This window comes from Aeromonas sp. 102P, assembly GCF_051920345.1.
Taxonomy (GTDB): domain Bacteria; phylum Pseudomonadota; class Gammaproteobacteria; order Enterobacterales; family Aeromonadaceae; genus Aeromonas; species Aeromonas veronii.
Genome location: NZ_JBQBCZ010000001.1, coordinates 707751 through 732500 on the forward strand (window position 1 = coordinate 707751; position 24750 = coordinate 732500).

At 61.2% G+C, this 24750-nt stretch carries 27 protein-coding genes (1 of these 27 cut by a window edge); 17 read left to right on the forward strand and 10 right to left on the reverse strand.

Annotation, left to right across the window (positions count from 1 at the left end; translation table 11 throughout):
* The first annotated feature begins 106 nt into the window (after positions 1-106).
* Together waaF and waaA are read left to right on the forward strand one after the other, a co-directional pair.
* Complete coding sequence (gene waaF, locus ACTG1K_RS03405; RefSeq protein ID WP_236323385.1) at positions 107-1141, forward strand: lipopolysaccharide heptosyltransferase II; 1035 nt, start codon at positions 107-109, stop codon at positions 1139-1141.
* 1 nt (position 1142) lies between these two features.
* Positions 1143-2408, forward strand: a complete 1266-nt coding sequence (gene waaA, locus ACTG1K_RS03410) for a lipid IV(A) 3-deoxy-D-manno-octulosonic acid transferase (protein ID WP_440004812.1) — start codon at positions 1143-1145, stop codon at positions 2406-2408.
* A 78-nt stretch (positions 2409-2486) separates the two neighbouring features.
* Here the strand turns inward: waaA and ACTG1K_RS03415 are convergent, their stop codons facing one another.
* The 3 genes from ACTG1K_RS03415 to ACTG1K_RS03425 are packed head-to-tail and all read right to left on the reverse strand — an operon-like array spanning position 2487 to position 4564.
* On the reverse strand, positions 2487-3746 hold the full coding sequence (locus ACTG1K_RS03415; RefSeq protein ID WP_440004813.1) for a PTS ascorbate transporter subunit IIC: 1260 nt from the start codon (positions 3744-3746) through the stop codon (positions 2487-2489).
* Positions 3747-3797: 51 nt separating this feature from the next.
* Positions 3798-4085, reverse strand: coding sequence for a PTS sugar transporter subunit IIB (locus ACTG1K_RS03420; protein ID WP_005356014.1), 288 nt, complete (start codon positions 4083-4085; stop codon positions 3798-3800).
* Positions 4086-4120: 35 nt separating this feature from the next.
* Complete coding sequence (locus ACTG1K_RS03425; RefSeq protein ID WP_201991018.1) at positions 4121-4564, reverse strand: PTS sugar transporter subunit IIA; 444 nt, start codon at positions 4562-4564, stop codon at positions 4121-4123.
* Between the two features lie 251 nt (positions 4565-4815).
* Here ACTG1K_RS03425 and ACTG1K_RS03430 point away from each other — a divergent pair, with 251 nt between their 5' ends.
* The 4 genes from ACTG1K_RS03430 to ACTG1K_RS03445 all read left to right on the forward strand — a co-directional run bounded on the left by ACTG1K_RS03430 (position 4816) and on the right by ACTG1K_RS03445 (position 7520).
* The gene (locus ACTG1K_RS03430) at positions 4816-5838 is read left to right on the forward strand and encodes a LacI family DNA-binding transcriptional regulator (protein ID WP_150997306.1); all 1023 of its coding nucleotides are present in this window, start codon (positions 4816-4818) and stop codon (positions 5836-5838) included.
* 32 nt (positions 5839-5870) lie between these two features.
* Complete coding sequence (gene acuI / locus ACTG1K_RS03435) at positions 5871-6851, forward strand: acrylyl-CoA reductase (NADPH) (RefSeq protein ID WP_425857264.1); 981 nt, start codon at positions 5871-5873, stop codon at positions 6849-6851.
* 74 nt (positions 6852-6925) lie between these two features.
* Positions 6926-7051: a hypothetical protein gene (locus tag ACTG1K_RS03440; RefSeq protein WP_265324604.1), complete on the forward strand. Its 126-nt coding sequence runs from the start codon at positions 6926-6928 to the stop codon at positions 7049-7051.
* Positions 7052-7187: 136 nt separating this feature from the next.
* Positions 7188-7520: a DUF2799 domain-containing protein gene (locus ACTG1K_RS03445; protein WP_425857266.1), complete on the forward strand. Its 333-nt coding sequence runs from the start codon at positions 7188-7190 to the stop codon at positions 7518-7520.
* Between the two features lie 20 nt (positions 7521-7540).
* On the opposite strand, the gene ACTG1K_RS03450 is transcribed toward ACTG1K_RS03445, so the two are convergent.
* A complete protein-coding gene (locus ACTG1K_RS03450) occupies positions 7541-7705 on the reverse strand; it encodes a hypothetical protein (protein ID WP_005339525.1) in 165 nt (54 codons plus the stop codon).
* A 112-nt stretch (positions 7706-7817) separates the two neighbouring features.
* Positions 7818-8252, reverse strand: a complete 435-nt coding sequence (locus ACTG1K_RS03455; RefSeq protein WP_005339527.1) for a flagellar basal body-associated protein FliL — start codon at positions 8250-8252, stop codon at positions 7818-7820.
* A gap of 145 nt (positions 8253-8397) precedes the next feature.
* On the opposite strand from ACTG1K_RS03455, the gene ACTG1K_RS03460 reads away from it, so the two are divergent.
* Both ACTG1K_RS03460 and ubiA read left to right on the forward strand, forming a co-directional pair.
* The gene (locus ACTG1K_RS03460; RefSeq protein ID WP_005339534.1) at positions 8398-8934 is read left to right on the forward strand and encodes a chorismate--pyruvate lyase family protein; all 537 of its coding nucleotides are present in this window, start codon (positions 8398-8400) and stop codon (positions 8932-8934) included.
* Positions 8931-9800 (forward strand): 4-hydroxybenzoate octaprenyltransferase, encoded by an 870-nt coding sequence (ubiA, locus tag ACTG1K_RS03465; RefSeq protein WP_440004814.1) that lies wholly within the window; start codon positions 8931-8933, stop codon positions 9798-9800. The genes ACTG1K_RS03460 and ubiA overlap by 4 nt, the downstream gene beginning before the upstream one ends.
* A 68-nt stretch (positions 9801-9868) precedes the next feature.
* Here ubiA and plsB read toward each other — a convergent pair whose 3' ends face one another.
* Entirely contained in the window at positions 9869-12292 is a 2424-nt protein-coding gene (gene plsB, locus ACTG1K_RS03470; RefSeq protein WP_101531031.1) for a glycerol-3-phosphate 1-O-acyltransferase PlsB, read from the reverse strand.
* 204 nt (positions 12293-12496) lie between these two features.
* On the opposite strand from plsB, the gene lexA reads away from it, so the two are divergent.
* The 4 genes from lexA (at position 12497) to dinF (ending at position 16021) form a co-directional block, all read left to right on the forward strand.
* Positions 12497-13120 (forward strand): transcriptional repressor LexA, encoded by a 624-nt coding sequence (gene lexA, locus ACTG1K_RS03475; protein WP_005339540.1) that lies wholly within the window; start codon positions 12497-12499, stop codon positions 13118-13120.
* A gap of 484 nt (positions 13121-13604) precedes the next feature.
* Positions 13605-13820, forward strand: coding sequence for a hypothetical protein (locus ACTG1K_RS03480; protein ID WP_440004815.1), 216 nt, complete (start codon positions 13605-13607; stop codon positions 13818-13820).
* Positions 13821-14030: 210 nt separating this feature from the next.
* Positions 14031-14657, forward strand: a complete 627-nt coding sequence (locus ACTG1K_RS03485) for an SCO family protein (RefSeq protein ID WP_005339543.1) — start codon at positions 14031-14033, stop codon at positions 14655-14657.
* Positions 14658-14659: 2 nt separating this feature from the next.
* The gene (gene dinF, locus ACTG1K_RS03490) at positions 14660-16021 is read left to right on the forward strand and encodes an MATE family efflux transporter DinF (RefSeq protein ID WP_440004816.1); all 1362 of its coding nucleotides are present in this window, start codon (positions 14660-14662) and stop codon (positions 16019-16021) included.
* A 13-nt stretch (positions 16022-16034) separates the two neighbouring features.
* Here the strand turns inward: dinF and trmL are convergent, their stop codons facing one another.
* The 3 genes from trmL to ACTG1K_RS03505 form a co-directional block, all read right to left on the reverse strand.
* Positions 16035-16499, reverse strand: coding sequence for a tRNA (uridine(34)/cytosine(34)/5-carboxymethylaminomethyluridine(34)-2'-O)-methyltransferase TrmL (gene trmL / locus ACTG1K_RS03495; RefSeq protein WP_440004817.1), 465 nt, complete (start codon positions 16497-16499; stop codon positions 16035-16037).
* Between the two features lie 74 nt (positions 16500-16573).
* A complete protein-coding gene (locus tag ACTG1K_RS03500; RefSeq protein ID WP_005339547.1) occupies positions 16574-17944 on the reverse strand; it encodes an ATP-binding protein in 1371 nt (456 codons plus the stop codon).
* On the reverse strand, positions 17926-18621 hold the full coding sequence (locus ACTG1K_RS03505) for a response regulator (RefSeq protein WP_005339549.1): 696 nt from the start codon (positions 18619-18621) through the stop codon (positions 17926-17928). The genes ACTG1K_RS03500 and ACTG1K_RS03505 overlap by 19 nt, the downstream gene beginning before the upstream one ends.
* Before the next feature lie 85 nt (positions 18622-18706).
* On the opposite strand from ACTG1K_RS03505, the gene fieF reads away from it, so the two are divergent.
* The 4 genes from fieF (at position 18707) to ACTG1K_RS03525 (ending at position 22163) form a co-directional block, all read left to right on the forward strand.
* Complete coding sequence (gene fieF, locus ACTG1K_RS03510) at positions 18707-19618, forward strand: cation efflux pump FieF (protein ID WP_440004818.1); 912 nt, start codon at positions 18707-18709, stop codon at positions 19616-19618.
* Between the two features lie 8 nt (positions 19619-19626).
* Positions 19627-20406: a serine O-acetyltransferase gene (gene cysE, locus ACTG1K_RS03515; RefSeq protein WP_005339552.1), complete on the forward strand. Its 780-nt coding sequence runs from the start codon at positions 19627-19629 to the stop codon at positions 20404-20406.
* A gap of 20 nt (positions 20407-20426) precedes the next feature.
* Positions 20427-21707, forward strand: a complete 1281-nt coding sequence (locus ACTG1K_RS03520) for a hypothetical protein (protein ID WP_101531036.1) — start codon at positions 20427-20429, stop codon at positions 21705-21707.
* A 246-nt stretch (positions 21708-21953) separates the two neighbouring features.
* On the forward strand, positions 21954-22163 hold the full coding sequence (locus ACTG1K_RS03525; RefSeq protein ID WP_005339554.1) for a cell division protein ZapB: 210 nt from the start codon (positions 21954-21956) through the stop codon (positions 22161-22163).
* Between the two features lie 72 nt (positions 22164-22235).
* On the opposite strand, the gene elbB is transcribed toward ACTG1K_RS03525, so the two are convergent.
* Complete coding sequence (gene elbB, locus ACTG1K_RS03530; protein WP_429151236.1) at positions 22236-22886, reverse strand: isoprenoid biosynthesis glyoxalase ElbB; 651 nt, start codon at positions 22884-22886, stop codon at positions 22236-22238.
* 400 nt (positions 22887-23286) lie between these two features.
* Here elbB and polA point away from each other — a divergent pair, with 400 nt between their 5' ends.
* Positions 23287-24750: the 5' portion of a DNA polymerase I gene (polA, locus tag ACTG1K_RS03535; RefSeq protein ID WP_101531037.1), read on the forward strand. Its footprint extends 1302 nt past the window's final position; the window shows 1464 of its 2766 coding nt (coding positions 1-1464); it begins with the start codon at positions 23287-23289; its stop codon lies off the right edge, out of view.

The following is a 24750-nucleotide window of genomic DNA, read 5'->3' on the forward strand; positions in this document are numbered from 1 at the left end:
CGGCAGCGTCTGCCAAGGATCTTCTGTTATTTATCCAGTCATTCTTGGGGCATAATCTCGCCCAGTGATGATTAACAGCCGGGCCAGACCCGAGAGAAGACGCGTAATGAAAATATTGGTGATCGGCCCCTCCTGGGTCGGCGATATGGTGATGTCCCAGAGTCTCTACAAGACGATCAAGGCCAACCATCCGGAGTGCGAGCTGCACGTGATGGCCCCCGCCTGGTGCTGCGCCCTGCTGGAGCGGATGCCGGAGGTGGACAAGGCGATCACCATGCCCCTTGGCCACGGTGACTTCAAGCTGGTGGCACGCCGCCGCCTCGGCAAGCAGCTGGCGGCGGAGAAGTACGATCAGGCCATCGTCCAGCCCAACTCCATGAAGTCGGCGCTGATCCCCTGGTTTGCCCGCATTCCGGTCCGTACCGGCTGGAAGGGCGAGAGCCGCTACGGTCTGCTCAACGACCTGCGCAGCAACAAGTCTGCTTTTCCGCTGATGGTGGAGGGCTATCTGGCGCTCGCCTATCCCAAGGCGCAGATGAAGAGCCGGGCCGATATTCCGACCATTCCGCACCCGGCTCTCCACGTCGATTTGATCAACCAGAGCAAGGCGCTGGAGCGGCTGGGACTGGATCGCGCTCGCCCGGTGCTGGTGCTCTGCCCCGGTGCCGAGTTTGGCCCGGCCAAGCGCTGGCCGGAGGGACACTATGCCGTGGTGGCCCAGCAGCATCTGGACGAAGGGTGGCAGGTGTGGATCTTCGGCTCCAACAAGGATGTCCCGGTAGCCAATACCATCCGGGATCGGGTCAACCTGCTAACTCGCCCCAACTGCCACGTGCTGGCGGGCAAGACCAGCCTGCACGAGGCGATCGATCTGATGGCGCTGGCCAGCCGGGTCATCTCCAACGACTCCGGCCTGATGCACATCGCTGCCGCCCTCAACCGGCCGCTGGTGGGCGTCTATGGCTCCACCTCGCCGCTCTACACCCCGCCGCTGGCGGATCGGGTCGAGATCGTTCACACCGACATCGAGTGCCGCCCCTGCTTCAAGCGCACCTGCAAGTTCGGCCATCTCAAGTGTTTGATCGACCTGGCGCCGGAGCAGGTGGTCGATGCCTGCAAGAAGCTGGAGCAGAGTCAGTAAGATGCCCTACCGTCTGCTCTACAACCTGCTGATCCATCTGGGATTGCCGCTGGCGCTGCTGGCCCTCTACAAGCCGAAGAAAGGCAAGCCCGGCTTTGGCAAGCGTTGGGCCGAGCATCTCGGGCGGTTGCCTGCCACCGGGCAGGAGGCGCCGCTCTGGATCCATGCGGTGAGCGTGGGGGAGACGCTGGCCATCACGCCGCTCATTCGCGCCCTCAAGGCGGAGCGGCCCGATCTGCCGATCCTGCTCACCACCACCACCCGCACCGGCGCCGATCAGGCTGCCAAGCTGGGGGATCTGGTGATCCATCGCTACGCGCCGCTCGACTACCCCTGGGCCATTGCGGCCTTTCTCGACACCTTCAAGCCGCGCGCGCTCTGGGTGATGGAGACCGAGCTGTGGCCGAACTGGCTGGCCGCCTGTGAGGCGCGCCACCTGCCGGTGACCATCATCAACGCCCGCCTCTCCGAGCGTTCCTGCCAGCGTTATGCCCGCTTCCACGGTGCCTTCGACGCCCTGAGCCGGCCGCTGACCCATCTGCTCTGTCAGCATCAGGATGACGCCGACCGCTTCGCCCGCCTCGGCATCGAGCGTTCGCGGCTGGCGGTGACCGGCTCTATCAAGTTCGATATCCAGTTTGGTGACGAGGTGCAGGCAAAAGGGCGCGCCCTGCGCCAGCAGCTGGGGGCGGATCGGCCGGTCTGGATCGCCGCCAGCACCCATCAGGGGGAGGATGAGCAGGTGCTGGCCGCCTTCGATCTGCTGCTCAAACGCCATCCCGATGCGCTGCTCATTCTGGTGCCGCGTCACCCCGAGCGGTTCGACCGGGTGGCCGAATTGTGTGCCCCTTACGGCTGCGTGCGGCGCACTGATGGTGTTGTGGTGCGTGCGGAGGATAAGGTCTATCTCGGCGATACCATGGGCGAGCTGCCACTGATGCTGGCGGCGGCCGATGTGGCCTTTGTCGGTGGCAGTCTGGTGAAGATTGGCGGTCACAACCTGCTGGAGCCGGCAGCCCTCGGCAAGCCCTGCCTGACGGGGCCCGCCTACTTCAACTTCAGCGATATCACCCGCCAGCTGGTGGCTCAGGGGGGCGCCGCCATCGTGGCCGATGCCGCCGAGCTGGGCGAGCAGGTGAGCCAGCTGTTTGCCGACGGCAACGCCCGCCACGAGATGGGGGAGCAGGCTCGCGCCGTGGTGCTGCGCAATCAGGGTGCGCTGGCGCGTACCCTCTCGCACTGCCTCACTGCGTTGGAGAACGACTGAGTTTCAGCCTTTCATACATCTCAGCCATAAAAAAACGGAGCGCGATGCGCTCCGTTTTGTTTTTGGCGGTTGCCGGAATTAGCGAACGATCAGTCCCAGCAGGATGCCGACCACACCGAAGTCGGAGTCGCTGAAGGTGGTGTTGGCGAAACCGAGGTCGCCCAGCACCGGCAGCAGGAACACCGGCAGAATGGTGAGCAGCAGCAGGCCGTTGGCGAAGGCACCCAGAATGGCGCCGCGACGACCACCGGTGGCGTTGCCGAACACCCCGGCAGCAGCGCCGACGAAGAAGTGCGGTACCACGCCCGGGATGATGACGGTCAGGCCCATGGCGTAGAGCAGCGCCATCCCCACCAGACCGGCGGCAAAGCTCGACAGGAAGCCGATCAGCACGGCGTTGGGGGCGTAGGGGAAGACGATGGGGCAGTCGAGTGCCGGCTTGGCGTTCGGTACCAGCTTGTCGGAGATCCCCTTGAAGGCCGGAACGATCTCGGCGATGACCATCCGTACACCCTGCAGGATGACGTAGACACCGGCGGCGAAGGTGATGGACTGCATCAGGGAGAACATGAACCAGTGCTTGCCCTTGGCGACGCTGGAGACAAACTCGGGGCCGGCGAAGGCGGAGGTCACCAGGAAGATGATACCCATGGTGAAGGAGATGGCCACCGGGGTATCGCGCAGGAACAGCAGGCTCTTGGGCACCTGTACATCTTCGCAGCTGTGGGCCTTGTTGCCGAACTTGGCGCCGATCAGGGCGGAGAGCACGTAGGAGCAGGTGGAGAAGTGGCCCAGCGCCACGTCATCGGAGCCGGTGATCTGCTTCATGAAGGGGTGGGCGATGGCCGGGAAGAAGACCATGGCGACGCCGACCACCAGACTGCCGACTGCGATCAGCGGCACACCGCTCATGCCGCCGGCAGAGAGGATCACCGCCACCATCATCGACATGAACAGGGTGTGATGACCGGTCAGGAAGATGAATTTCCACGGGGTCAGACGGGCGATCAGGATATTCACCAGCATGGCGAAGAACATGATCATCGCCATCTCCTTGCCAAACGAGGTCTGGGCGATGGAGACGATGGCCTCGTTGTTGGGGACGACCCCCTTGATGCCGAAGGCGTGCTGGAAGATGACGGCAAAGTCACCCAGCGAGTTGATCACCAGGGTGGCACCGGCCCCCAGAATGATGAAACCCATGATGGTCTTGACCGTGCCCTTGATGCACTCGGTCACCGGTTTCTTCTGGGCAATCAGGCCGATAAGCGCGATCAGGCCGACCAGCACGGCGGGCTCGGACAGCACGTCAAACATCAGAAAGTTGAAAAATTCCATGGTCAGCTCCTGGCAATGGAAGATGCGGCCCGCAGGCCGCATGGAGGATCCTTAGAGGGCGCCCAGTTCGCGCAGGGCGGTGGCGAGCTTCTCTTTCATCGCGGCCTTGTCGACCATGTTGTCGAGGGCCACCAGACGGCCGTTGACCCCCATGGATTGCAGCTGCTCGGCGATGTCGCGGGTGGCGACAAAGATCTCGGCGGTTTCGCTGCCGGCGGAGGCCAGATCGCGGTGATCCACCTCGGCGGTGACTGCCAGCTCTTTCAGGATGCTCTTGATGCTCATCTCCATCATCAGGCTGGTACCCAGACCGTGACCGCATACAACCAGAATTTTCATTGTCTCTTCCTCTGTCAGGTGCGCCGTGGCGCAGATCAGTAGCGCGCCAGAATGCGCAGGATGTCGTCTTTGGTGTCGGCCGCAATGATGGCCGCCACGTCCTCTTCATTCATAAACAGCTCGGCCAGCTGGGCGATGGTCTCCACGTGGGAGTTGCTGTCGCTGGCGGCCAGGGTGATCAGCAGCTGGATCGGGTCGTTGTCCTCGGAGTCGAAGTTGACCCCCTGCTTGATGACGGTCAGCCCCAGACCCAGCCGGTTGACGCCGTCCTCGGGGCGAGCGTGGGGCATCGCCAGACCGGGGCCCAGCACGTAGTAGGGGCCGAGCTCTTCATGAGAGCGAAACAGCGCCGCCACGTAGGAGGGTTCGATGGTGCCATTGGCCAGCAGGGGCGCCGTCGCCAGTTCGATGGCGTGACGCCAGTCGCGCGCGGCGGGTTCGATGCGGATGACATCCTCGGTCAGCAGTTGAGTCAGCATGGTGGTGATCCGGCTAGTTAAGATGGCGCCAATCTATCGATCTTGCGGTGGTGAAACTGTGAGGGTGATCGCGAAAGTTAGCGCTATCAGATAGCGCTAACATCAAACTGTGATAGCGCTATCACTTCACCCATTAACGGGAGTCATCTTGCCCCCGTGATCCGGGAAAGAGGGTAGAATCGGCCCTGAGCAAATGGTCAGTGGCGCTCTTTTGCCTTAAAGTGAGCAGCCGCAAGTCGAGGATGGGATGGATGTCAGAAGCAAAGAAGCGCCGTAGCACGGGTCGGGTGACCCTCAACGATGTGGCCCAGCTGGCTGGTGTGGGGGCCATGACGGTTTCCCGTGCCCTGCGCACGCCGGAGATGGTCTCCGACAGGATGCGCGAGCGCATCGAAGCTGCGGTGGAAGAGCTCGGCTATATCCCCAATCGGGCCGCAGGGGCGTTGGCCTCTGCGACTTCCCAGACCATCGTAGTGATCGTCCCGAGTCTGGCGGAAGCGGGCTGTGGCGAGATGATCGCTGGCCTGCAACAGACCCTGCTCGACGAGGGTTACCAGATCATGCTGGGGGATGCCCAGCATCTGAAACAGCAGGAAGAGAGCCTGCTGACCAGCTTTTTGCAGCACAATCCGGCGGCGGTGGTGCTGTTTGGTGGCGATCCCGGCGAGACGATCCGTACTCGCCTGAAAGCCTCCCGCCTGCCGGTGGTGGAAGTGGGTGCCATGGCCCGCAGCCCCATCGACATGAATGTGGGAGTCTCCAACTTCGATGCCGGTTATCAGCTCACCCGCCACCTGATCGAGCGGGGCTACCGCAATATCGGTTTTCTCTGTGCCCGTCAGGAGCAGTGGATGCTGCAACAGCGGATGCAGGGCTGGCAGAAGGCGTTGCTCGACAACTACCTCTCCCCCGATGCCATCATCAACACCTCTGAGCGGCCCAGTTTCAGCACCGGCGCCACCATGCTGGGTGAATTTCTGCTGCGCTGGCCCGAGCTGGACGCGCTGATCTGCGTCAACGATGAACTGGCGGCCGGGGTACTGTTCGAGTGCCAGCGTCGCCATTTGAATGTGCCGGGTAAACTCGCCATCGCCGGATTTGACGATCTGGATGTGGCGCGCGCCTGTTATCCAACCCTTACTTCGGTCAGGATCCCCTATCGAAAAATGGGGCAGGAGGCCGCCGAGCTGATCCTGCGCCAACTGGCCGGGGAGCCCGTGATGGGCACCGCGCTGGCTCTCGATTTTCAACTGCAAAAGCGTCAAAGCAGCTGATCCCCGTTTCACACGTCATCAAAGAGGCAACCATGTTCAAGGCTCTGTTACTGGAAAACCAAGACGGCAAGACTGTACCGACTCTGACCCGGCTGGCCGAGAGCCAGTTGCCGGAAGGTGAGGTGCGGGTAGCGGTCGCTTACAGCTCCATCAACTACAAGGACGGGCTGGCGATCACCGGCAAGGGCAAGATCGTGCGTCAGTGGCCGCTGGTGCCCGGTATCGACTTCGCCGGTACCGTGCTCGAATCTGCCGACAGCCGCTATCAGACCGGCGACAAGGTGGTGCTGACCGGTTGGGGTGTGGGTGAAGGCCACTGGGGCGGCATGGCCGAACAGGCGCGGGTCAAAGGGGACTGGCTGGTGCCGTTGCACGCCGGGCTGGATGAACGGCAGGCCATGTGCATCGGTACCGCCGGTCTCACCGCCATGCTCTGCGTGCTGGCATTGGAAGAGGCGGGTATTACTCCCGCAAGTGGCGAGGTGCTGGTCACCGGCGCGGCTGGCGGCGTGGGCTCCACCTCGGTTGCCCTGCTGGCGGCCCTTGGCTATCAGGTGGCGGCGCTGACCGGTCGTCCCGAAGAGCAGGGCGCCATGCTGACCGCACTGGGTGCCAGCCGCATCGTGCCGCGCAGCGAACTGCTAGTGCCTGCCAAGCCGCTGGAGAAGCAGCTGTGGGCCGGTGCTATCGACACCGTTGGCAGTCAGGTGCTGGCCAAGCTGCTGGCCCAGATGAACTATGGCGGCGCTGTGGCGGCCTGCGGGCTAGCGGGCGGTTTCGATCTGCCGACCAGTGTGATGCCCTTCATCCTGCGCAACGTGCGGTTGCAGGGGGTCGATTCGGTGATGTGCCCGTTTGAACGTCGTCAACTGGCGTGGCAGCGACTGGCACGGGATCTGCCCGCCAGCTTCTTTGAACAGGCGGTTACCGAGATTGGGCTGGAGCAGGTAGTGGAGGCCGCCGAGGCCATCATGCAAGGCCAGATCGCCGGCCGGACTCTGGTCAAACTTTGAACTCTCTCTAACTGGCGAGCCCGACAATTCCGGATAAAATTGGAGTGCGGGTGAACTATCCAAGGAGAGTGAAGATGGGTGGACACAAGCCGGACTACGACTCCTCTGATGAGGATTGGGAGCCGGATTCCTGGGAAGAAGAGCTGGATCAGTGGGAAGATGAAAGCTGGCAGGATGATGACACTTTCGATGACCAGTGAACCACGGCATTGAACGAACAGGCGGGCTTTGGGCCCGCCTGATTTTTTGCCGCGCTCACACGGCTGAGCGTTCGTCCTTGGTCAGGGGCGGGCCGCTGGGTAGAATGAACTGCCCAAATGACGCTCAAGGATGACTATGCGATTCACCATCATATTGTTGGCTGCCCTGCTGGGTGGCTGTGTCTCCAACGATGATCCCTGCGAGAAGGTATGGAGTGAGGTTGGGGAGGCGGATGGCAAGCTGGGCTTCACCACCGAGCGGATCGAGTTCCATCAGGGCCAGTGTGGCAAGAAGGTGGATGCCGAACTGTGGAAGCAGGGACATCAGAAGGGATTGGCATGGTATTGCCGCCCCGAGCATCTCTATCTGGCTGGCCGTTCCGGCGAGGAGTATCGCGGCGTTTGCCCGAATGATACCCAGGCACGCAGATTGTTCGAACAGGGGCGTCAGGGGTGGACCGATCAATAACGCCCTGACAGGGAGGGGCGTTACTCCTCTTTCAAGCGCAGCGGCTGGCAGAGGTAACCCTTGTCATTGGCACTGCGGGCACATTTGCTGCAGACAAACTTGGGTTTGCGGACTATCTTGCGCAACGCCTTGAGATCGGTGGGGATCTCGTGACGGCGCCATTCACACAGGGTTTTGCTGCCCATAACGACTACCTCTACGACTTGACGGCCGTATTGTAATCGATTTTCATTTCGAATAAACCGGCAACGCTCGCTTATTGGCCGATATGCCAATAAGCGATTGTTTCGGGAGGGATTACTGGTATAGGAACTTGGTGAAGATAAGCTCGCGCACCGCTTTCTTGCCGGTCTCTTTCACCAGCAGTTCGTTGACGGTTGTCTCGCACTCCTTGCGCAGCTCTTCTCGGTTGGTCAGGGACTTCACTTGATCGGCATTTTTGCTGCCAATCAGGCGGATGATGGCATCGCGGATCAGCGGGTCATGCTGCTCCAGCAGCTTGAGATCGGCCTCGTTTTCCGCCATCAGCTCTACCGTGACCCGGATATAACCGAGGGTTTTGCTATCACTCAGGTAGTTGGTGATGATGTCGGGATCGAGCGCGTGGTAGGAGAAACCAGGCTTGGCTGCGCCCTCTGCGCCCTCGGCGGGCGGCTCATCTTCAGCCAGAGCTTGCTGCTGCAGGGCGCCACAGCTCAGTAACAACACCAGCAGAATTTTGAAGATCTTCATATAGATGGCTCATCAGCAAGAGATAACCCATTTTTGATGTTGCCATCGGGGCCGTCAAGCACGGATGTTCTTACATTTCGCTATTGATTTACGGATAATAAACCGGATTTTAACCTGAACACGGAAATCTCTGGATGGTGAAGCTGTGAAGTCCGAGTTGACTGTTCCCCTCACGCCGTTAAGCGGGTGGCTGGCCCCCGAATGTTGCGAATTGCCCGCCAGCTTGCGCCCCTGGCTGCTGGAGCCCGGCTCCATGACTCGGCGTCTGCGTCAGCACAATCGCCACTTTTCGGTCGAGTGGCTGGGCAATCACCCGGTCGCCCTTACTGCCGATGAGCAGTGGCTGGTGGATTCGGCCTCGCCGGCCGGCACCTGCCGCGAGGTGATCCTGCACGGGGATCGTGGGCCCGCCGTGCTGGGCTGGACCCTGTTTGCCGATGACGCATTGCAAGGGAGCGGCATTGCCGAGCTTGGCGAGCAGCCGCTGGGTGAGCGGGTATTTGGCCATGAGCCTGCCCGTCGCGATCATCTGCAACTGGCCCGTTTCGATATTGCCGCCAATCCCCGTTGCCCGGCCGCCACTGTCTGGGGGCGTCGTTCCCGTCTGTTTCTGGGGCAGTGGCCACTGCTGGTGCACGAGCTGTTTCTGCCCTCTCTCGTCTGTGACAAGGAGCTGGAGTGAATCTGTTAACCAAGGAGCGGGGACTTGCCTACATGCAGTTGGCCCGCGTCGACAAACCCATAGGCACTCTGCTGCTACTGTGGCCAACCCTGTGGGCGCTCTGGCTGGCCGCCGGTGGCCTGCCCAATCTCTGGGTGCTGACCGTGTTTGTGGTCGGCGTCTTTCTGATGCGCTCGGCAGGGTGCGTGATCAACGACTATGCGGATCGCAACTTCGATGGCCACGTCAAACGCACCGCTGGTCGCCCTTTGCCCACGGGCAGAGTCAAGCCGTGGGAGGTGCTGGCGCTCTTCTTCGTGCTGGTGCTTATTTCGTTTGGTCTGGTGCTGACCATGAATCCGCTCACCATCGGCCTGTCGTTTGTCGCCCTGCTGCTGGCGGTGAGCTACCCCTTCATGAAGCGCTTTATCTCCAACCCCCAGCTGGTGCTCGGGATGGCCTTCTCCTGGTCGATCCCGATGGCCTATGCGGCGCAGGCGGATGCCCTGCCGCTGGTGGCCTGGCTGCTCTTCTTTGTCAACCTGCTCTGGACGGTGGCTTACGACACCCAGTACGCCATGGTGGATCGGGATGACGACCTCAAGATCGGCCTCAAGTCCAGCGCCATCCTGTTTGGTCGTTACGACAAACGGATCATCGGTGCATTGCAACTCTCGACGCTGCTGCTGTTGCTGGCGGTCGGGCAACTGATGACGCTGGGGGGTTGGTATTACTGGGGATTGCTGGGAGCGGCGGTGCTGTTTGTCTATCAGCAGCGGCTTATTCGCGAGCGGCAGCGGGAAGCCTGCTTCCAGGCGTTTCTCAACAACAACTATGTGGGGGCGCTGGTGTTTGCCGGTCTGGTGCTTGACTACCTGCTGGCGTGATTGCGCCCCGAGTAAAACTGGATAAAAAGAAGGCCGCATCATGCGGCCTTCTTTGTTTGCGTTGCAGATTAGAGCTGATTGCCCGCCTGAATGGTGCGGCGGATCTTGTTGCTCAGCAGCGGTACTATGTTGTCGGCCAGCGCCTGGAAGCGGCCGAGATCCGGCTTGCACTCGGGAGAGAGGTAACCCTCCTTGCGCAGCGTGTGGATCAGGGTGCTGAACAGCTTCTGGTCGAAGAACTCGGGGGCGTTGATGCCGTGCAGGGTGCCGAGGCGCTCTGCCATCATCAGGCCGTCCGCTTCCAGTTGCTCTGCTTCGATATGAGGCTGGGCCAGCACCCGGGTCAGCACGATGGCGTAGCGTTGCAGGGTCTCCTGAATGCTCTCCGCCAGCAGCAGCAGGCGCATCTGGTTGGCCGGATTGACCCAGTAGCCGTCATCGCGGGTCTCGATCAGTTGCTGGGCCTGCAGGGCATCGAGCAGGCTGTCGACCAGCGCCGGCAACTCATCCTCTTCATAACGCAGGAACAGCTCGGTCTTGAGCAGCGGATAGATGTCGATGCAGCGGGCCATGATCTCGCTGCGGGAGATCCCCTCGCACCGTTCGATCAGTGCCGCCACCAGAGAGGGCATGGCGAACAGGTGGAGGATGTTGTTGCGGTAGTAGGTCAGCAGGATCGCCTGATAGCGGTCGAGACTGATGATCTGCCCCAGCTTGTCCTCGCTCACCTCGAACTTGTTGAGCTCCATCGCCTGATCCAGCAGGGTCTTGGCATCCTCATCCGGAATGGTGCTCTGCGGGCTGTAGGGCACCGCCTTGAGCAGATCCAGATAGGTGTTGAGCTGGGCCTGCAATTCGTCGCGGGTCAGGGCGTGGCGCTCGGCGGCCAGCAGCGCCAGCGCACTCAGGGTCAGGCCGTTGACCGCGGCCGCGCCGTTGATACGGGTCATCAGCAGTTCGGCCAGATTGTTGACGGTGCCCGCCATCCACTCCGGACGCTCCTCTTCCCCGATGTGCTTTTTCCAGTCGGGGATATGTTCGCTCAGGTAGCTGTTGAGAGTCAGCGGCTCGCCGAAGTTGACGAAACCACGGCCATAGTTGCGCAGCTTGCGCAGGATGCCGAGCACCTGCAGGAAGCTCTCCTTCTCCTTGCGGCTGCCCTTGAGCTCGTTGTGGTAGGTGTTCACCTCCATCACGTGCTCGTAGCCCAGATAGACCGGCACCAGAGTCACCGGCCTGTCCAGCCCGCGCATCATTGCCTGCAGGGTCATCGCCAGCATGCCGGTCTTGGGCGGCAGCAGGCGACCGGTACGGGAGCGACCGCCTTCGGTGAAGAACTCCACCGAGTAACCCTTGGCAAACAGCAGGTTGAGGTATTCCCGGAATACCGTGCTGTAGAGCGGGTTGCCCTTGAAGGTGCGGCGAATGAAGAAGGCGCCGCCGTGGCGGAAAATCGGGCCCGCCGGCCAGAAGTTGAGGTTGATGCCTGCCGCGATATGGGGCGGCACCATCCCCTGGTGGTAGATGACGTAGGAGAGCAGCAGGTAGTCCATGTGGCTGCGGTGGCAGGGGACGTAGACGATCTCGTGCCCTTCCTGCGCCAGCTGGCGCACCTTCTCGGCGCCATTGACCGACAAACCGCGATAGAGCTTGTTCCACAGCCAGCCGAGGAAGCTCTCGCCCAGGCGGATCAGCCGGTAGGAGAAGTTGGAGGCGATCTCGTCCATGTAGCCATGGGCACGCTTTTGCGCCTTCTCGAGGCTGATCCCCTCGCGCTGGGCCTCCTCTTCAATCGCCTGCTGGATCACCGCGGAGTCGAGCAGCTGCTTGAACAGCAGGTTGCGGTTCGGCAGTTTCGGGCCGGTGGCAGCCAGCTGCTGACGGCTGAAGTGGGTACGGGCCACTCGCGCCAGCTTGTGGGCGATCGCCTCGTCGGTGCCGTGCTTGTCGGCCATGTAGCGCAGGGAGAGCGGCGGCGAGAAGCGCACCAGATTCTCGCGACCCTTGAGGATCACGATGAGCGCCTTCTTCAGCCGGTTTGGCGCCAGGCTGCTGATGATGTTGAGGCCGGAGGCCTCCTCGCCTTCCCGACCCGGAGCGCGGCCCCAGAACAGGGTGACGGGCACCACCTGGATATCCAGCTCGGGATCCTGCTTGTGCAGATCCAGCAGCTGGTGGAACTCCTGCAGGAAGGGGAGCGGTTTGCTGCGTTTGCCAAACAGGGGAGGCGGACGGTCCAGACAGACATAGCGCGGCAGCAGCTGGCCGTTCAGTTCCAGCGGCGTGAAGGGGCCGGGCAGACCGAGATCCTCGCAGCACTGCTGCAGGGTCATCAGGTCGGTGATCGAACTGGTTTTCAGGGCATAGACGATGGGTCTGGCCGGATCCAGATTGAGTTCTGTGATGGGATTTTCCGGCAGGCTCTTGTGATTGACCAAGCCGCTGACCGGCCATTGCAAGATGGCTCTGGAAATCTTCTGTCCTAGGGACATGTGCGTCTGCTCTCCAAAAAAATGCGGCGTGAGCATAGCAAATCGACAGCCCCTTGTCGCCGAGAGGTACGATGAGTCGGCTGCGCAGGATCAAAACAGTAGTAAATGAGGGGTTGGTTGCGACAAATGTCAGCTGCGCCTTGCCTTGGCCACTGCACTGTATATACTGCCAGTGTGCTGTATAAAAAGACAGGTGCCAATTCTATGAAACCCCTTACCCCCCGCCAGGCCGAAGTGCTGGAGCTGATCAAGGTGAACATGAGCGAGACCGGTATGCCGCCGACTCGTGCCGAGATTGCCCAGAAGCTTGGTTTCAAGTCGGCCAATGCGGCCGAAGAACATCTGAAGGCCCTGGCCAAAAAAGGGGTCATCGAGATCATGCCGGGCACGTCCCGCGGCATTCGCCTGTTGCTCGAAGAGGAAGAGGTGCTGGAAGAGAGCGGCCTGCCGCTCATCGGCAAGGTGGCTGCCGGTGAACCCATCCTGGCTCAGGAGCATATCGAGAGCCACTATCAGGTTGATCCCGCCCTGTTCCACCCGCGCGCTGATTTTCTGCTGCGGGTGCAGGGGATGAGCATGAAGAACATCGGCATTCTGGATGGCGATCTGCTGGCGGTGCACAAGACCCAGGAGGTGCGCAACGGTCAGGTAGTGGTCGCCCGTCTCGATGAGGATGTCACCGTCAAGCGCTTCCAGCGCAAGGGCAGTCAGGTATGGCTGCTGCCGGAGAATGAAGAGCTCTCCCCCATCGAGGTGGACCTCTCCTGCCAGCAGCTCACCATCGAGGGACTGGCTGTCGGGGTGATCCGCAACGCCGACTGGATGTAATCATCTCCGCCAACTGCGTTTGCCACACGGCCTCCTTCGGGAGGTCGTGCTGTTTCTGGCGCACTTTCCCTGTCATATCAAACAGATCATCGGTGGCGGCATTTTTGTCCTGCGCGACCGGCTACCAATCATCCATTTCAGATATATGCTCAGATCAGTGCCCTGTCGCCGAGACAGGGCTTGGCGCCTCCCTCTGACCATCACAATGCGTCGGTACGGGAGGGCCGGTAACAACGAGAATCGGGCAGTACACCTTCACGGGATATGAAGGGGGAGTGGGGAGATCCCGAGCCTTGTCAGGCAAAGGGGACCACTCGTAATGGTTGCAGATAGTCGTGACGGGCCTGTTCCCAGTTCAGGCCGACGAAGCAACATGACCTGTCGGTCAAGGAGGACTGGTATGGCATCAAGATCGCCATGGGATTCAGAGGCTGGGGCTGCGCCAGCGGAATCGTCAATCACCCGTTTTGTCAAAGGTAGCCGGATGACCTGGTTTTACGGTCTCTGGCTGCACCATCGTGGTTCGCACTGGACGCTCTGGCTGGGATGTCCGAAAGAGAAGGTGGTGCGTCTGGTGCTGCTGTTCAAACGTGGTCATGGCGATCGCCAGGGGGAAGAGGGCTGGCTGGCCCCCGTGATTCCCATCGGCGTGCGGGCCATCGGCAAGATGTTGCAGCAGGGACGCAACGCTCGCCTCTGAGCAGAAGAGACAAACAAATCCATCCATAACCGGCACCCGAGGGGGCCGGTTTTTTTATGGCCGCAACTGGCGATTAATTATGCCAAATGGTCGACTCCTGACAGGGCGTTGCACAAGGTTGAACCACCTTGGCGGCTCGCTGGGGTACAATGCCTCCCTCTTGTCCGGTCACTGCTGGCCATCTGCCTCGAACTGAAAGGGTCTCTTGTTATGATGAAGCTCCGCTATCCCCTGCTCTTTCTGCTGCTGACAGCCTGTCTGATCCTGGTGTTTTACGCCACGCAGCCAGAGCAGCCGGAACAGGCCGATTATTATCCGGCGGGGCGGGACATCAATGATTTTGCCTTTACCGATGCGGACAATCAGCCGTTCACCCCTGCCAACCTGAAGGGGCACTGGACCTTCCTGTTTGTCGGTTACACCTTCTGCCCCGATATCTGCCCCACCACTCTGGCAGATATGCGCTCCGTCTATGACCAGCTGAAGAAGATGGCGCCCGACAGTCAGGTAGTGTTTATCTCGGCGGATCCCCAGCGTGACGATATTCCCCGTCTCAAGACCTATACCGCCTTCTTCAATCCCGAATTCAAGGCGGCCACCGCCCCCCACGACAAGCTGTTCCCGTTTGTGCGCAATCTGGGGCTGATCTACTCCATCGCCAATCAGGGGGAGAAGGATTACCTGATCGATCACTCCGCCTCCATCGTGCTCATCAATCCCAAGGGCAAGCTGCAGGCGGTATTCCGTCCGCAGGTGGCGCCGGGTCAGGTGCCACGAGTGCAGATGGCCACCATGCTCTCTGACTTCGCCCGCATCCTGAAGCTGGCAGGCCACTGAGCGTGACCCCAGCTGTTGCCCCCCGGTGGCGAGATCCCTCTCGCCACCGCGCTGTGTTTGCGCTCGCCCTGCCCATGGTTTTCTCCAATATCACCACCCCCTTGCTGGGGCTGGTGGACACCTGGGTGATCGGTCATCTTGGTCAGGCCTGGTTTCTGGGGGGCGTGTCGGTCGGTGCGACCCTGATCAACCTCATCTTCTGGTTGCTCGGTTTTTTGCGGATGTCGACCACCGGGCTGACGGCGCAGGCGCACGGCGCCGCCGATGGTCGTGCCCAGCTCGATACCCTGCTGCGGGCGCTGGGGCTGGCCATTGCTCTTGGCCTGGCGCTGCTGTTGTTGCTCTTCCCCCTGTTGCCACGACTGATCGCCCTGAGTGGCGGCTCGCCCGAGGTGCAGCTCTATGCGGGCCAATATGTGGCGGTGCGGATCTGGAGCGCCCCGGCGGCGCTCTGCAATCTGGTGATCATGGGCTGGCTGTTGGGGATGCAGGATGCCCGCAGCCCCATGGTGATGCTGATCCTCACCAATCTGGTCAATATGGCGCTCGACGCCCTGTTTGTGCTCGGGCTCGGCTGGCAGGTGCGGGGTGTGGCGGCAGCCTCGGTCATGGCGGACTACTGCGCGCTGGCAGTCGGCATCTGGCTGGTACGCCGTCAGCTGCGGCAACTGGCGCCGACGGTGTGGCAGGATGGCTGGCAGCGCTGGCGACAGCTTGCGCCCATGGTGCGGTTGCTCGGCCTCAACCGCGATATCTTCCTGCGCTCCCTCTGTTTGCAACTCTGCTTCGCCTTCATGACTCTGCAAGGGGCACGGCTGGGGGATGTGGCGGTGGCCGCCAATGCGGTGCTGCTCAACTTCCTGATGCTTATCTCCTACGGACTCGATGGTTTTGCCTATGCGGTGGAGGCCATGGTAGGACGAGCTATCGGTCAGCGGGATCGGCAGAAACTGCGGGAGGCCATCGTGCTCAATCTGGGCTGGGCCGCCCTCATTGCCAGTGGTTTTACCCTGGTGTTTGCCCTCTTTGGTGCCCACCTTATCGGCTATATCACCGACATTCCGGCCGTGGTGGCGGAGGCAAATCATCAGCTGCCCTGGCTGATCGCCATGCCCTTGCTGGCGGTCTGGTGCTTCCTGCTGGATGGCGTATTTATCGGGGCGACCCGGGCGCGGGAGATGCGCAACAGCATGTTGCTGGCCGCGTTTGGCGGCTTCTTCCCGATCTGGTGGCTCTGTCAGTCGTGGGGCGTGGCCGCGTTATGGGCGGCGATGGCGACGCTGATGGTGGGGCGTGGCCTGTCGCTGGGGGTCACTTGCTGGCGGCTGGAGCGCAGCGGGCATCTGCTCGACGCCCGCCACTGATCATCGGTGGCGCTTACATGGCACCGTCGTAGCCGAGCTGGCGCCAGCTCTCGTAGACAAAGATAGACACCGCGTTGGATAGGTTCATGCTGCGGCTCTGGGGCACCATAGGGATGCGCAGCCGCTGCTCGAATGGCAGACTCTCGATGATCTCGATGGGCAGGCCGCGACTCTCCGGGCCAAACAGCAGGGCGTCGCCAAGGGCATATTGTGCTGCCGAGTGCGCGGTGCGGCCCTTGGTGGTGCAGGCAAACACCCGTTTGGGCGCAACGGCGGCCAGAAAGGCCTCATAGCTCGGCCAGCGCTTCACCTCGGCAAATTCGTGATAGTCGAGTCCCGCCCGCTTTACCCGCTTGTCATCCCACTCAAATCCCAGCGGCTCAATCAGATGGAGCCGGTAACCGGTATTGGCGCAGAGCCGGATGATATTGCCGGTGTTGGGCGGAATTTCCGGCTGGTAGAGGACGATATCGAGCATGACGAGCTCCTGCAAAGAGATGTAAAGCCAAGAAGGGGCGCCAGCATACCCAGCGCCCGTCCGGATGAAAAGGATCAGGCGATGGGCAAGCGGATGGTGATGGTCAGCCCGGTCGGGTGATTGTTGCTGGCCGCAATGGTGCCGCCGTGGCGCTGTATTGCCTCCGAGGCGATGGCCAGCCCCAGCCCGGTGCCGCCAGTTTTGGCGTTGCGGGCATCATCGACCCGGAAGAAGGGCTGGAACAGCAGCGCCTGCTGCTCGTCAGGCACCCCGGGGCCGTCATCCCGAATGGTCATCACCCACTCCTGCCCCTCCCGATACCAGTCCACCTTGATGAACTCGCGGGCATATTTGAGGGCGTTGCGCAGGGGGTTCTCCACCGCCCGGGCCAGCAGCTCGGGCCACATCTGGATCGACTCTGCAGGCAGTGGCGGCAGTCTGAGCTGTTTGCCGCTCTGGTTTGCCTCGAACATGGCATCTTCGAGGATGGGCTCCAGCAGGTCGGCCAGCGGGTGCACCACTGGTGCCTCAACATGCTGCTGCACTCGCGACAGATCCAGCAGATCGCCGATCAGCTTGTCCAGCCGCCCAATCTCCGATTCGATCCGCGCCAGCTCGGCGCTGTCACCCTGCTTGCGGCGGATCAGCGCCTGCGCCAGTTGCATCCGGGTGAGGGGGCTGCGCAGCTCGTGGGAGATATCGGAAAGCAGCTGTTTCTGCTTCTGGATCATGCTCTTGAGTGTCTCCACCATGCGGCTGACGTTATCCGCCAGCTGGCCGATCTCGTCGCCCCGTCCCAGGTTGGGGATCTGTACCTCCAGATTGCCAGCCGCCAGTTGGGAGACCGACTTCTGCAACTGCAGGATGGGGCGGGTCAGCCGCCAGGCGAGCAGCAGGCAGAGCGGGGTGCTGACCAGCATCGAGATGCCCAGAATGCGGATCGGGTGATCCAGCACCTGAATAAACAGGAACAGGTAGGGATTCTCGGCATTGAGGCCGAAATAGACGTGATAGCGATGACCGTGGTGCTCCATCAGGAAGGGGCCGGCGATCGCCTTGCGATCCTCATTGCCCAGCATGGGGTTGGCCGGGTCATCGGCATCCACCATAAAGCGCACCACGAACTTGCGTGGATGGGTGGTGGACTGGATCTGCCCCTTCTCGTCGCGCAGGTAGACGTTGTCCACCGGCAGCATGGCGATCTTGTCCATCGCCTTGGCCAGATCGAAATCCTGATCCGGCTCGGCGGCGTTGAGCAGGGCCTGCACGTTGTTCTGCATCCGCGCCACTTCATGGGTCGGCAGCGGGATCTGGTTGCGGGGATCCAGGGTCGGCAGGCTGATCACGGCGGCCAGCATCACCAGCAGCATGAACCAGAACCAGAGGAAGATGTGGGTCGAGATCCCGTTGAGGGAGTTGATGCGCTCTATTCTTGCTCTAGCCACAGGTAACCGCGCCCCCGTACGGTTTTGAAGCGGGGCTGGCCATCGGTGCGGTCCGGCAGCTTCTTGCGCAGGTTGCTCAGGTGCATGTCGATGGCCCGATCGAAGGGCTCCAGCTTCTTGCCCAGCACCTGCTCGGAGAGGTGGCTCTTGCTGACGATCTGGCCGGGATTACGCAGCAGACACTCCAGCAGGCCAAACTCGGTGGCGGTCAGCTCCAGCAGTTGTTCGCCGCAGCGGGCCTGCTGCAGGCCGGGTTGCAGCACGATATCCATGAAGTGCACTTCGTCGGAGGAGTTGCCGCGCTGGGGCGGGGCGCTCTGGGTACGGCGCAGGATGGCGCGTACCCGGGCCAGCAGTTCCCTGTCATCGAACGGCTTGGCCAGATAGTCGTCGGCACCTGCTTCCAGACCGTTGACCCGATCCTGACTGTCACCGCGGGCGGTCAGCATCAGCACCGGGGTATCGTGGGTCTTGCGCAGCTTGGTCAGCATGGCAAAGCCGTTGAGCTTGGGCATCATCACGTCCAGCAACACCAGATCGAAGCTCTGCTCCGCCAGCCGTTGCAGCCCCTCTTCACCATCCTCGGCGACCGTGACCTGAAATCCTTCCAGGGTCAGAATTTCGGTGAGCAGCTGGGTCAATTCAAGATCGTCGTCGACCAGGAGTATTCTGTTCATCGGGTGTTATTCCGCAGATTTTCGCGCCAAACTGACGCCGGGGTCAGGGTATAATAAGTTTTTCATCGCCAGAGGAAAGCCGGTTTTGAGCCATCAACAATATTCCCGTTGGGTGACCTTTGCCAGCATAGCGGCGGTCACCACCGCTACCTTGCTGATCATCGGCAAACTGATCGCCTGGCTGATGACCGACTCGTCGACCCTGCTGGCGTCGCTCACCGACTCCTTCATGGATGTGAGTGCCTCCATCATCAACCTGCTGGCCATTCGCTATGCGCTTGCCCCCGCCGATGACGAACACCGTTTCGGTCACGGCAAGGCGGAGTCGCTGGCGGGGCTGATCCAGTCAGCCTTTATCTCCGGCTCCGCCCTGCTGCTGGTGATGCACGGAATTTCATCCCTGCTCAATCAGGCGCCTATCCTGCGGCTGGAGGCGGGTCTCTGGGTCAGCGGTGGCTCCATCGTGCTGACCCTGCTGCTGGTCAGCTTCCAGGGCTTTGTCATTCGCAAGACCAACAGCGTGGCCATCAAGGCCGATATGCTGCACTACCGTTCCGATCTGCTGCTCAATGCCGGTGTCTTGCTGGCGCTGGTGCTGGCGGGGCAGGGGTGGTACTGGGCCGATGGCCTGTTTGCCATCCTGATCGGGCTGTTCCTGCTGTGGGGGGCGGGACACATCGGCTACGAGTCGGTGCAGGCCCTGCTCGATCGTCAGTTGCCAGCGGAAGAACAAGCGAGAATAATGGCGCTCTGCTGTGCCGTAGAAGGTGTACACGGCGTACATGACCTGCGCACCCGTCAATCCGGGCCGACCCGATTCGTACAGTTGCATCTTGAACTGGATGATCAGATCCCCCTGGTCAAGGCCCATCAGATCGCCGATGAAGCCGAACTGGCGGTTCGCCAGGCATTCGAGCGGATGGATGTCATCATCCACATGGACCCCATCTCGGTGCTGACAAAAGAACAACAGAGCCCTCACCCAGAACAACAGTAGGCTGCAACATGGATGAACTGGTTGCCAAAACCTGGCACAAAATTCAGCAAGAAGCGGAGTGCATGGCGGCCCAGGAGCCGATGCTGGCCAGCTTCTTCCACTCCACCATTCTCAATCACAAGAATCTGCGTTCGGCGCTGAGCTTCCAGTTGGCCAACAAACTCGACAGCGCCACCATGCCCGCCATCGCCCTGCGCGAGGTGATCGAGCTGGCCCTGCGCAGCGAGCCCGAGCTGCTGACGGTAGTGGCGGCCGACATCTGCGCCGTGCAGGAGCGGGATCCTGCGGTCGACCTCTTCTCCACCCCGCTGCTCTACCTCAAGGGGTTCCATGCCCTGCAGGGGTATCGGGTCGCCAACTGGCTGTGGCGTCAGGGGCGCCGCTCGCTGGCTCTTTATCTGCAGAACCAGATCTCGGTGGTGTTCGGGGTGGATGTGCACCCGGCCGCCCGCATCGGCAAGGGCATCATGTTTGACCATGCCACCGGCATAGTGGTCGGCGAGACGGCGGTGATTGAAGATGATGTCTCCATCCTGCAGAGCGTGACCCTCGGTGGTACCGGCAAGGAGAGCGGCGATCGCCATCCCAAGATCCGCGAAGGGGTGATGATAGGGGCGGGCGCCAAGGTGCTCGGCAATATCGAAGTGGGCGTGGGCGCCAAAATTGGCGCGGGCAGCGTGGTGATCAACCCGGTGCCGCCTCATACCACGGTCGCTGGCGTACCTGCCAAGATCGTCGGCCGTCCGGAGTGCGACAAGCCTTCACTGGATATGGATCAGTGTCTCTGATCTCTCGGCCGGAGTAGTCGATGGCCAAGCGCTGGTCGGGTTATCTGATCCTTGGGATGTGGCTGCTCAACCTGCTGCATCTCTATCTGGGGCTCTCCCCCTGGCCTGCTGCCATTGCGGCTTGGGGGGCGTCACTGCTCACCTGGCCCTGGCTGGTGGGGGCCGCCAAGCGGCAGGCGCTGGCCTTGTATGGTGCGGCGCTCTTGCTGCTCTTCTTCTCCTGGTGGCAGGGAGCGACCCTCACCGCCGGTGACTGGCTGCTGCCCAACATCAATATGCTCACCATGTTTGCCGCGGTGAGCACCCTCAATCTCGCCACCTCGGGTCTCTTGACCGGCACCACCTCCTGGACCGGGCGCAAGGGGCTGTGGAGCACCATGGCCAGCCTCAATCTGCTGGGGGCGGTCATCAATCTCTCGGTGCTCTTTATCATCGGCGATCGGCTGGAGCGCAATGGCACCCTGGAGCGGCGCCAAGTGATGGTACTGAGCCGGATCTTCTGTGCCGCCGCCTTCTGGTCACCCTTCTTTGTCGCCATGGCGGTGGCGCTCACCTATGCGCCGGGTTTGCAGCTCTCCCATATTCTGCCGTTCGGGATCCTCGCCGCCTTGCTGGCGATGGGGCTGACCGCCTGGCAGGTGGAGCGGATCGGGGTGGCCGACTTTGCCGGTTATCCGCTGCGGCTGCAGACCCTGGGGTTGCCGGTCACGCTGGCGCTGCTGGTACTGCTCATCAAGCAGATCTGGCCCCAGCTCGGCATTCTGGCGGTGATCGCGCTGGTGGCCCCGCTGCTGGCGCTGCTCTTTATGCCGAGGGTCGGGCGCAAGGCGGCCCTCAAGCGGCAGGTGGTGGAACGCTTTCCCGCCATCGGCGGTCAGCTGGTGCTGTTTCTGGGGGCCGGTTTGCTGGCGGCAGGCATCAACAGCGCGCTGTCGGTCATCGATCTCGGTGCCGGTCATGGCCTGCCACTGTTCAACCACTTTGGCTGGCTTGAGGCGTCCCTCACTTTGCTGCTGATCCTGCTGGTGGCCATCGTCGGGGTGCATCCGCTTATCAGTATCTCCGGGCTGGCGCCGCTGCTCTGGCCGCTGGCGCCGGATCCCAGCCTGCTCGGCATGTGTTTCCTGCTGGGATGGGGGCTTGCCACCGGCACCAGTCCGCTCTCCGGATCCAATCTGGCGCTGGCCTCTCGCTACAACCTCAGTGCCGGGCTGATCCTGCGCTGGAACCTGCTCTACGGCCTGCTGATGTATGTGGTCGCCTGTCTGTTGCTGGGGGCTTATATCGCCTTGCATGGATAACGGCGATTCCGTCGAGAGGGTGCCAATGATGCGCGGGTGGCGGGGCTTTTTACGCACGGTTCAGTGTGTTGTCGCGGCTCGGGCGCAGGATGCGAGAAAAATAGACGCATATTTAGACAATACATCTATGGAAGGCGCATTTTACAGCGCACTGGCTTGTTTGTGCCGATGCGCTCGGGGTATGCTGGCTTCACGCGCTTGAATCGCCCTCTGTGGGGCATCGCAATTGAACATACAGGTATGCATATGTCACTAGAAGTCCTTGAGCAACTCGAATCCAAAGTACAATCCGCCGTCGACAACATCTCCTTGCTGAAGATGGAGCTGGACGAGCTGAAAGAGCAGAACAGCAAGCTGCAAGACGAGAACCATCAGCTGCGCAACGAGCACACTGCATGGCAGGAGCGTCTGCGTGCTCTGCTGGGCAAGATGGATCAGATGGGCGAAACCATCTAATTCATCGCCTTCAGGCAGAATTGAAAACGGGCCGCTCCATGAGCGGCCCGTCTGTTTTTGGCAGGGCGGGGATTACAGCGTCAGCAGCTGCTTGACTGTCTTCTCGATGCCGTTTGCCGCTTCGACTATGTTGTTGGCCAGCATGTAGGCGGGGGTGGAGATCACCTTGCGCTCCTGATCCACCACGAATTCGTTGACCGGGCAGTTGAGATGGCTGCCACCCATCGCCTCGATGGCGTTGGCGGTACCCTCGTCATGGCCGATGGTCACCAGCGTCCCGGCACCATAGATCAGCGGGATCATGGCGGGTGCGATGCAGATATAGGCGGCCGGTTTGTTGGCTTTGGCAAAGCTCTGGCACGCTTTCAGCACATCGGGCTGGATCTGGCATTCGGCTCCTTTGATAGCGAAGTCGCACAGGTTTTTGGCCGCGCCAAAGCCGCCGGGCACCAGCAGCGCGTCGTAATCGGCCGCATCCAGCTCGGCCACATCCTTGATCTGGCCACGGCAGATACGGGCCGCTTCGACCAGCACGTTGCGGCTCTCTCCCTCGCTCACTTCACCGGTCAGGTGGTTGATGACATGGAGTTGCGCCACGTTCGGGGCGAAGCACTGGACGGCGGCTCCCTGACGGGCCAACGCCAGCAGGCTGATGACGGCCTCGTGGATTTCGGCCCCGTCAAAGACACCGCAGCCACTCAAAATCACGGCCACTTTTTTCATGGCAAACTCCTCGTTGTTGAAAATGTGAGCCAGGATGGATTGTTGTACTTTTGTATGGTTATCGCTCGCCCTCCGCTGGTCAAGTCATCTTGCTGTGCTAGGATTGTTTCGTTTTGGATCCTGCCGTACCTACTCCCTTAAATCTTTTTCCACATTGATCGAGATCATTCTAACTGTCTCACGATCGGTTTTTACGATCTCAACGCATTGTTTTTAATGGCTTTTTATATTCTTATGCACAGTTTTATCACTGTGCGCTCTGATGCGCCCCATTTTTGAACACAGAGTTATCCACAGATTGAGTCCCTTTATCAGGCGCTGTGTGCTGTTGCTGCGCCCCTTGGTGTGAGGGGGGCCCTGTGGCATCCTAGCGGCTGTTTATCTCTGGCAGGACGATTTCATGGCCCCTAGCAACCCCCTTATTCTGGTCGACGGCTCCTCTTATCTTTACCGCGCCTTCTTCGCCTCCCAGCAGGCTGATCTGCGCACATCGACCGGTTTGCCGAGCGGCGCCGTCCGTGTCATGGCCAACATGATGCGCAGCCTGCGCAAGCAATATCCTGACTGTCATGTGGCCGTGGTGTTTGATGCCAAGGGCAAGACTTTCCGCGACGACATCTACCCCGAGTACAAGGCGACCCGCGCCAGCATGCCGGACGATCTGCGCAGCCAGGTCGCCCCGATCCACCAGATGATCAAGGCGATGGGCTTCCCCTTCCTGATGGTGGAAGGGGTGGAGGCCGACGACGTGATCGGCACCCTGGCCCGTCAGGCGACCGAGAAGCAGCTACCGGTGCTGATCAGCACCGGTGACAAGGATATGGCACAGCTGGTCTCCGACCATGTCACCCTGATCGACACCATGAAAGATGTGAAGACCGATCGGGAAGGGGTGATCGAGAAGTTCGGCGTGCCGCCCGAGCTCATCATCGACTACCTGGCCCTGATGGGTGACAAGGTCGACAACATTCCCGGCATGACCGGTGTCGGCGAGAAGACCGCACTGGCCCTGCTGCAGGGGATTGGCAGCATCGACGAGATTGCCGCCAACCTCGACAAGGTCGCCGCCCTCGGCTTCCGTGGCTCCAAGGCGTTCGCTGACAAGTTTCGCGAGCAGGAGGAGCAGGTTCGTCTCTCCTATCGACTGGCGACCATCAAGACCGATGTCGAGCTGGAACAGAGTCTGGAAGAGCTGTTGCTCAAACCGGTCGACAAGGAGTCCCTGCTGGCGGTCTATCGCGAATACGAGCTGCGCAACCTGATCAAGGAGCTGGAATCCGGTGGTGAAGAGGGCAGCGAGAGCGCCGGACAAGACGAGGCTGGCGATGAGAGTGCCGCTCCGGTTGCCGCCATCGAAACCGACTACCGCTGCATTCTGGACGAAGCCGAGTTTGACGGCTGGCTGGAACAGCTGAAAGCGGCACCGTTGTTTGCCTTCGATACCGAAACCACCAGTCTCGACTATATGGAGGCGCGGATCGTCGGCGTCTCCTTCGCGGTTGAGCAGGGCAAGGCCGCTTATGTGCCGTTTGGCCACGACTATCTGGGGGCACCGGTACAGCTGAGCGAGGCCGTGGTGTTGGGCAAGCTCAAGCCGCTGTTGGAAGATCCGACCCGTCTTAAGGTGGGGCAGAACCTCAAGTACGACCGCAACGTGCTGCTCAACCACGACATCGACCTGCAGGGCATTGCCTACGACACCATGCTCGAGTCCTATGTGCTCAACTCTACCGCCAGCCGTCACGACATGGATTCGCTGGCCAAGCGTTATCTCGGAGTCGAGACCATCTCGTTTGAAGATATCGCAGGCAAAGGGGTGAAACAGCTCACCTTCAACCAGATCGAGCTGGAGCAGGCTGCCCCA

Excerpts from the sequence above, each read along its gene's own strand:
- ACTG1K_RS03450 (WP_005339525.1), bottom strand. The coding sequence starts at position 7,705 with ATGGGCAGCAAAACCCTGTGTGAATGGCGCCGTCACGAGATCCCCACC.
- ACTG1K_RS03425 (WP_201991018.1), bottom strand. The coding sequence starts at position 4,564 with ATGCTGACTCAACTGCTGACCGAGGATGTCATCCGCATCGAACCCGCC.
- ACTG1K_RS03455 (WP_005339527.1), bottom strand. The coding sequence starts at position 8,252 with ATGAAGATCTTCAAAATTCTGCTGGTGTTGTTACTGAGCTGTGGCGCC.
- waaF (WP_236323385.1), top strand. The coding sequence starts at position 107 with ATGAAAATATTGGTGATCGGCCCCTCCTGGGTCGGCGATATGGTGATG.
- acuI (WP_425857264.1), top strand. The coding sequence starts at position 5,871 with ATGTTCAAGGCTCTGTTACTGGAAAACCAAGACGGCAAGACTGTACCG.
- elbB (WP_429151236.1), bottom strand. The coding sequence starts at position 22,886 with ATGAAAAAAGTGGCCGTGATTTTGAGTGGCTGCGGTGTCTTTGACGGG.
- trmL (WP_440004817.1), bottom strand. The coding sequence starts at position 16,499 with ATGCTCGATATCGTCCTCTACCAGCCGGAAATTCCGCCCAACACCGGC.
- lexA (WP_005339540.1), top strand. The coding sequence starts at position 12,497 with ATGAAACCCCTTACCCCCCGCCAGGCCGAAGTGCTGGAGCTGATCAAG.
- ACTG1K_RS03505 (WP_005339549.1), bottom strand. The coding sequence starts at position 18,621 with ATGAACAGAATACTCCTGGTCGACGACGATCTTGAATTGACCCAGCTG.
- ACTG1K_RS03430 (WP_150997306.1), top strand. The coding sequence starts at position 4,816 with ATGTCAGAAGCAAAGAAGCGCCGTAGCACGGGTCGGGTGACCCTCAAC.
- ACTG1K_RS03485 (WP_005339543.1), top strand. The coding sequence starts at position 14,031 with ATGATGAAGCTCCGCTATCCCCTGCTCTTTCTGCTGCTGACAGCCTGT.
- plsB (WP_101531031.1), bottom strand. The coding sequence starts at position 12,292 with ATGTCCCTAGGACAGAAGATTTCCAGAGCCATCTTGCAATGGCCGGTC.
- cysE (WP_005339552.1), top strand. The coding sequence starts at position 19,627 with ATGGATGAACTGGTTGCCAAAACCTGGCACAAAATTCAGCAAGAAGCG.
- ACTG1K_RS03520 (WP_101531036.1), top strand. The coding sequence starts at position 20,427 with ATGGCCAAGCGCTGGTCGGGTTATCTGATCCTTGGGATGTGGCTGCTC.
- ACTG1K_RS03445 (WP_425857266.1), top strand. The coding sequence starts at position 7,188 with ATGCGATTCACCATCATATTGTTGGCTGCCCTGCTGGGTGGCTGTGTC.
- ACTG1K_RS03440 (WP_265324604.1), top strand. The coding sequence starts at position 6,926 with ATGGGTGGACACAAGCCGGACTACGACTCCTCTGATGAGGATTGGGAG.
- ACTG1K_RS03480 (WP_440004815.1), top strand. The coding sequence starts at position 13,605 with ATGACCTGGTTTTACGGTCTCTGGCTGCACCATCGTGGTTCGCACTGG.
- ACTG1K_RS03415 (WP_440004813.1), bottom strand. The coding sequence starts at position 3,746 with ATGGAATTTTTCAACTTTCTGATGTTTGACGTGCTGTCCGAGCCCGCC.
- ACTG1K_RS03420 (WP_005356014.1), bottom strand. The coding sequence starts at position 4,085 with ATGAAAATTCTGGTTGTATGCGGTCACGGTCTGGGTACCAGCCTGATG.
- waaA (WP_440004812.1), top strand. The coding sequence starts at position 1,143 with ATGCCCTACCGTCTGCTCTACAACCTGCTGATCCATCTGGGATTGCCG.
- ACTG1K_RS03525 (WP_005339554.1), top strand. The coding sequence starts at position 21,954 with ATGTCACTAGAAGTCCTTGAGCAACTCGAATCCAAAGTACAATCCGCC.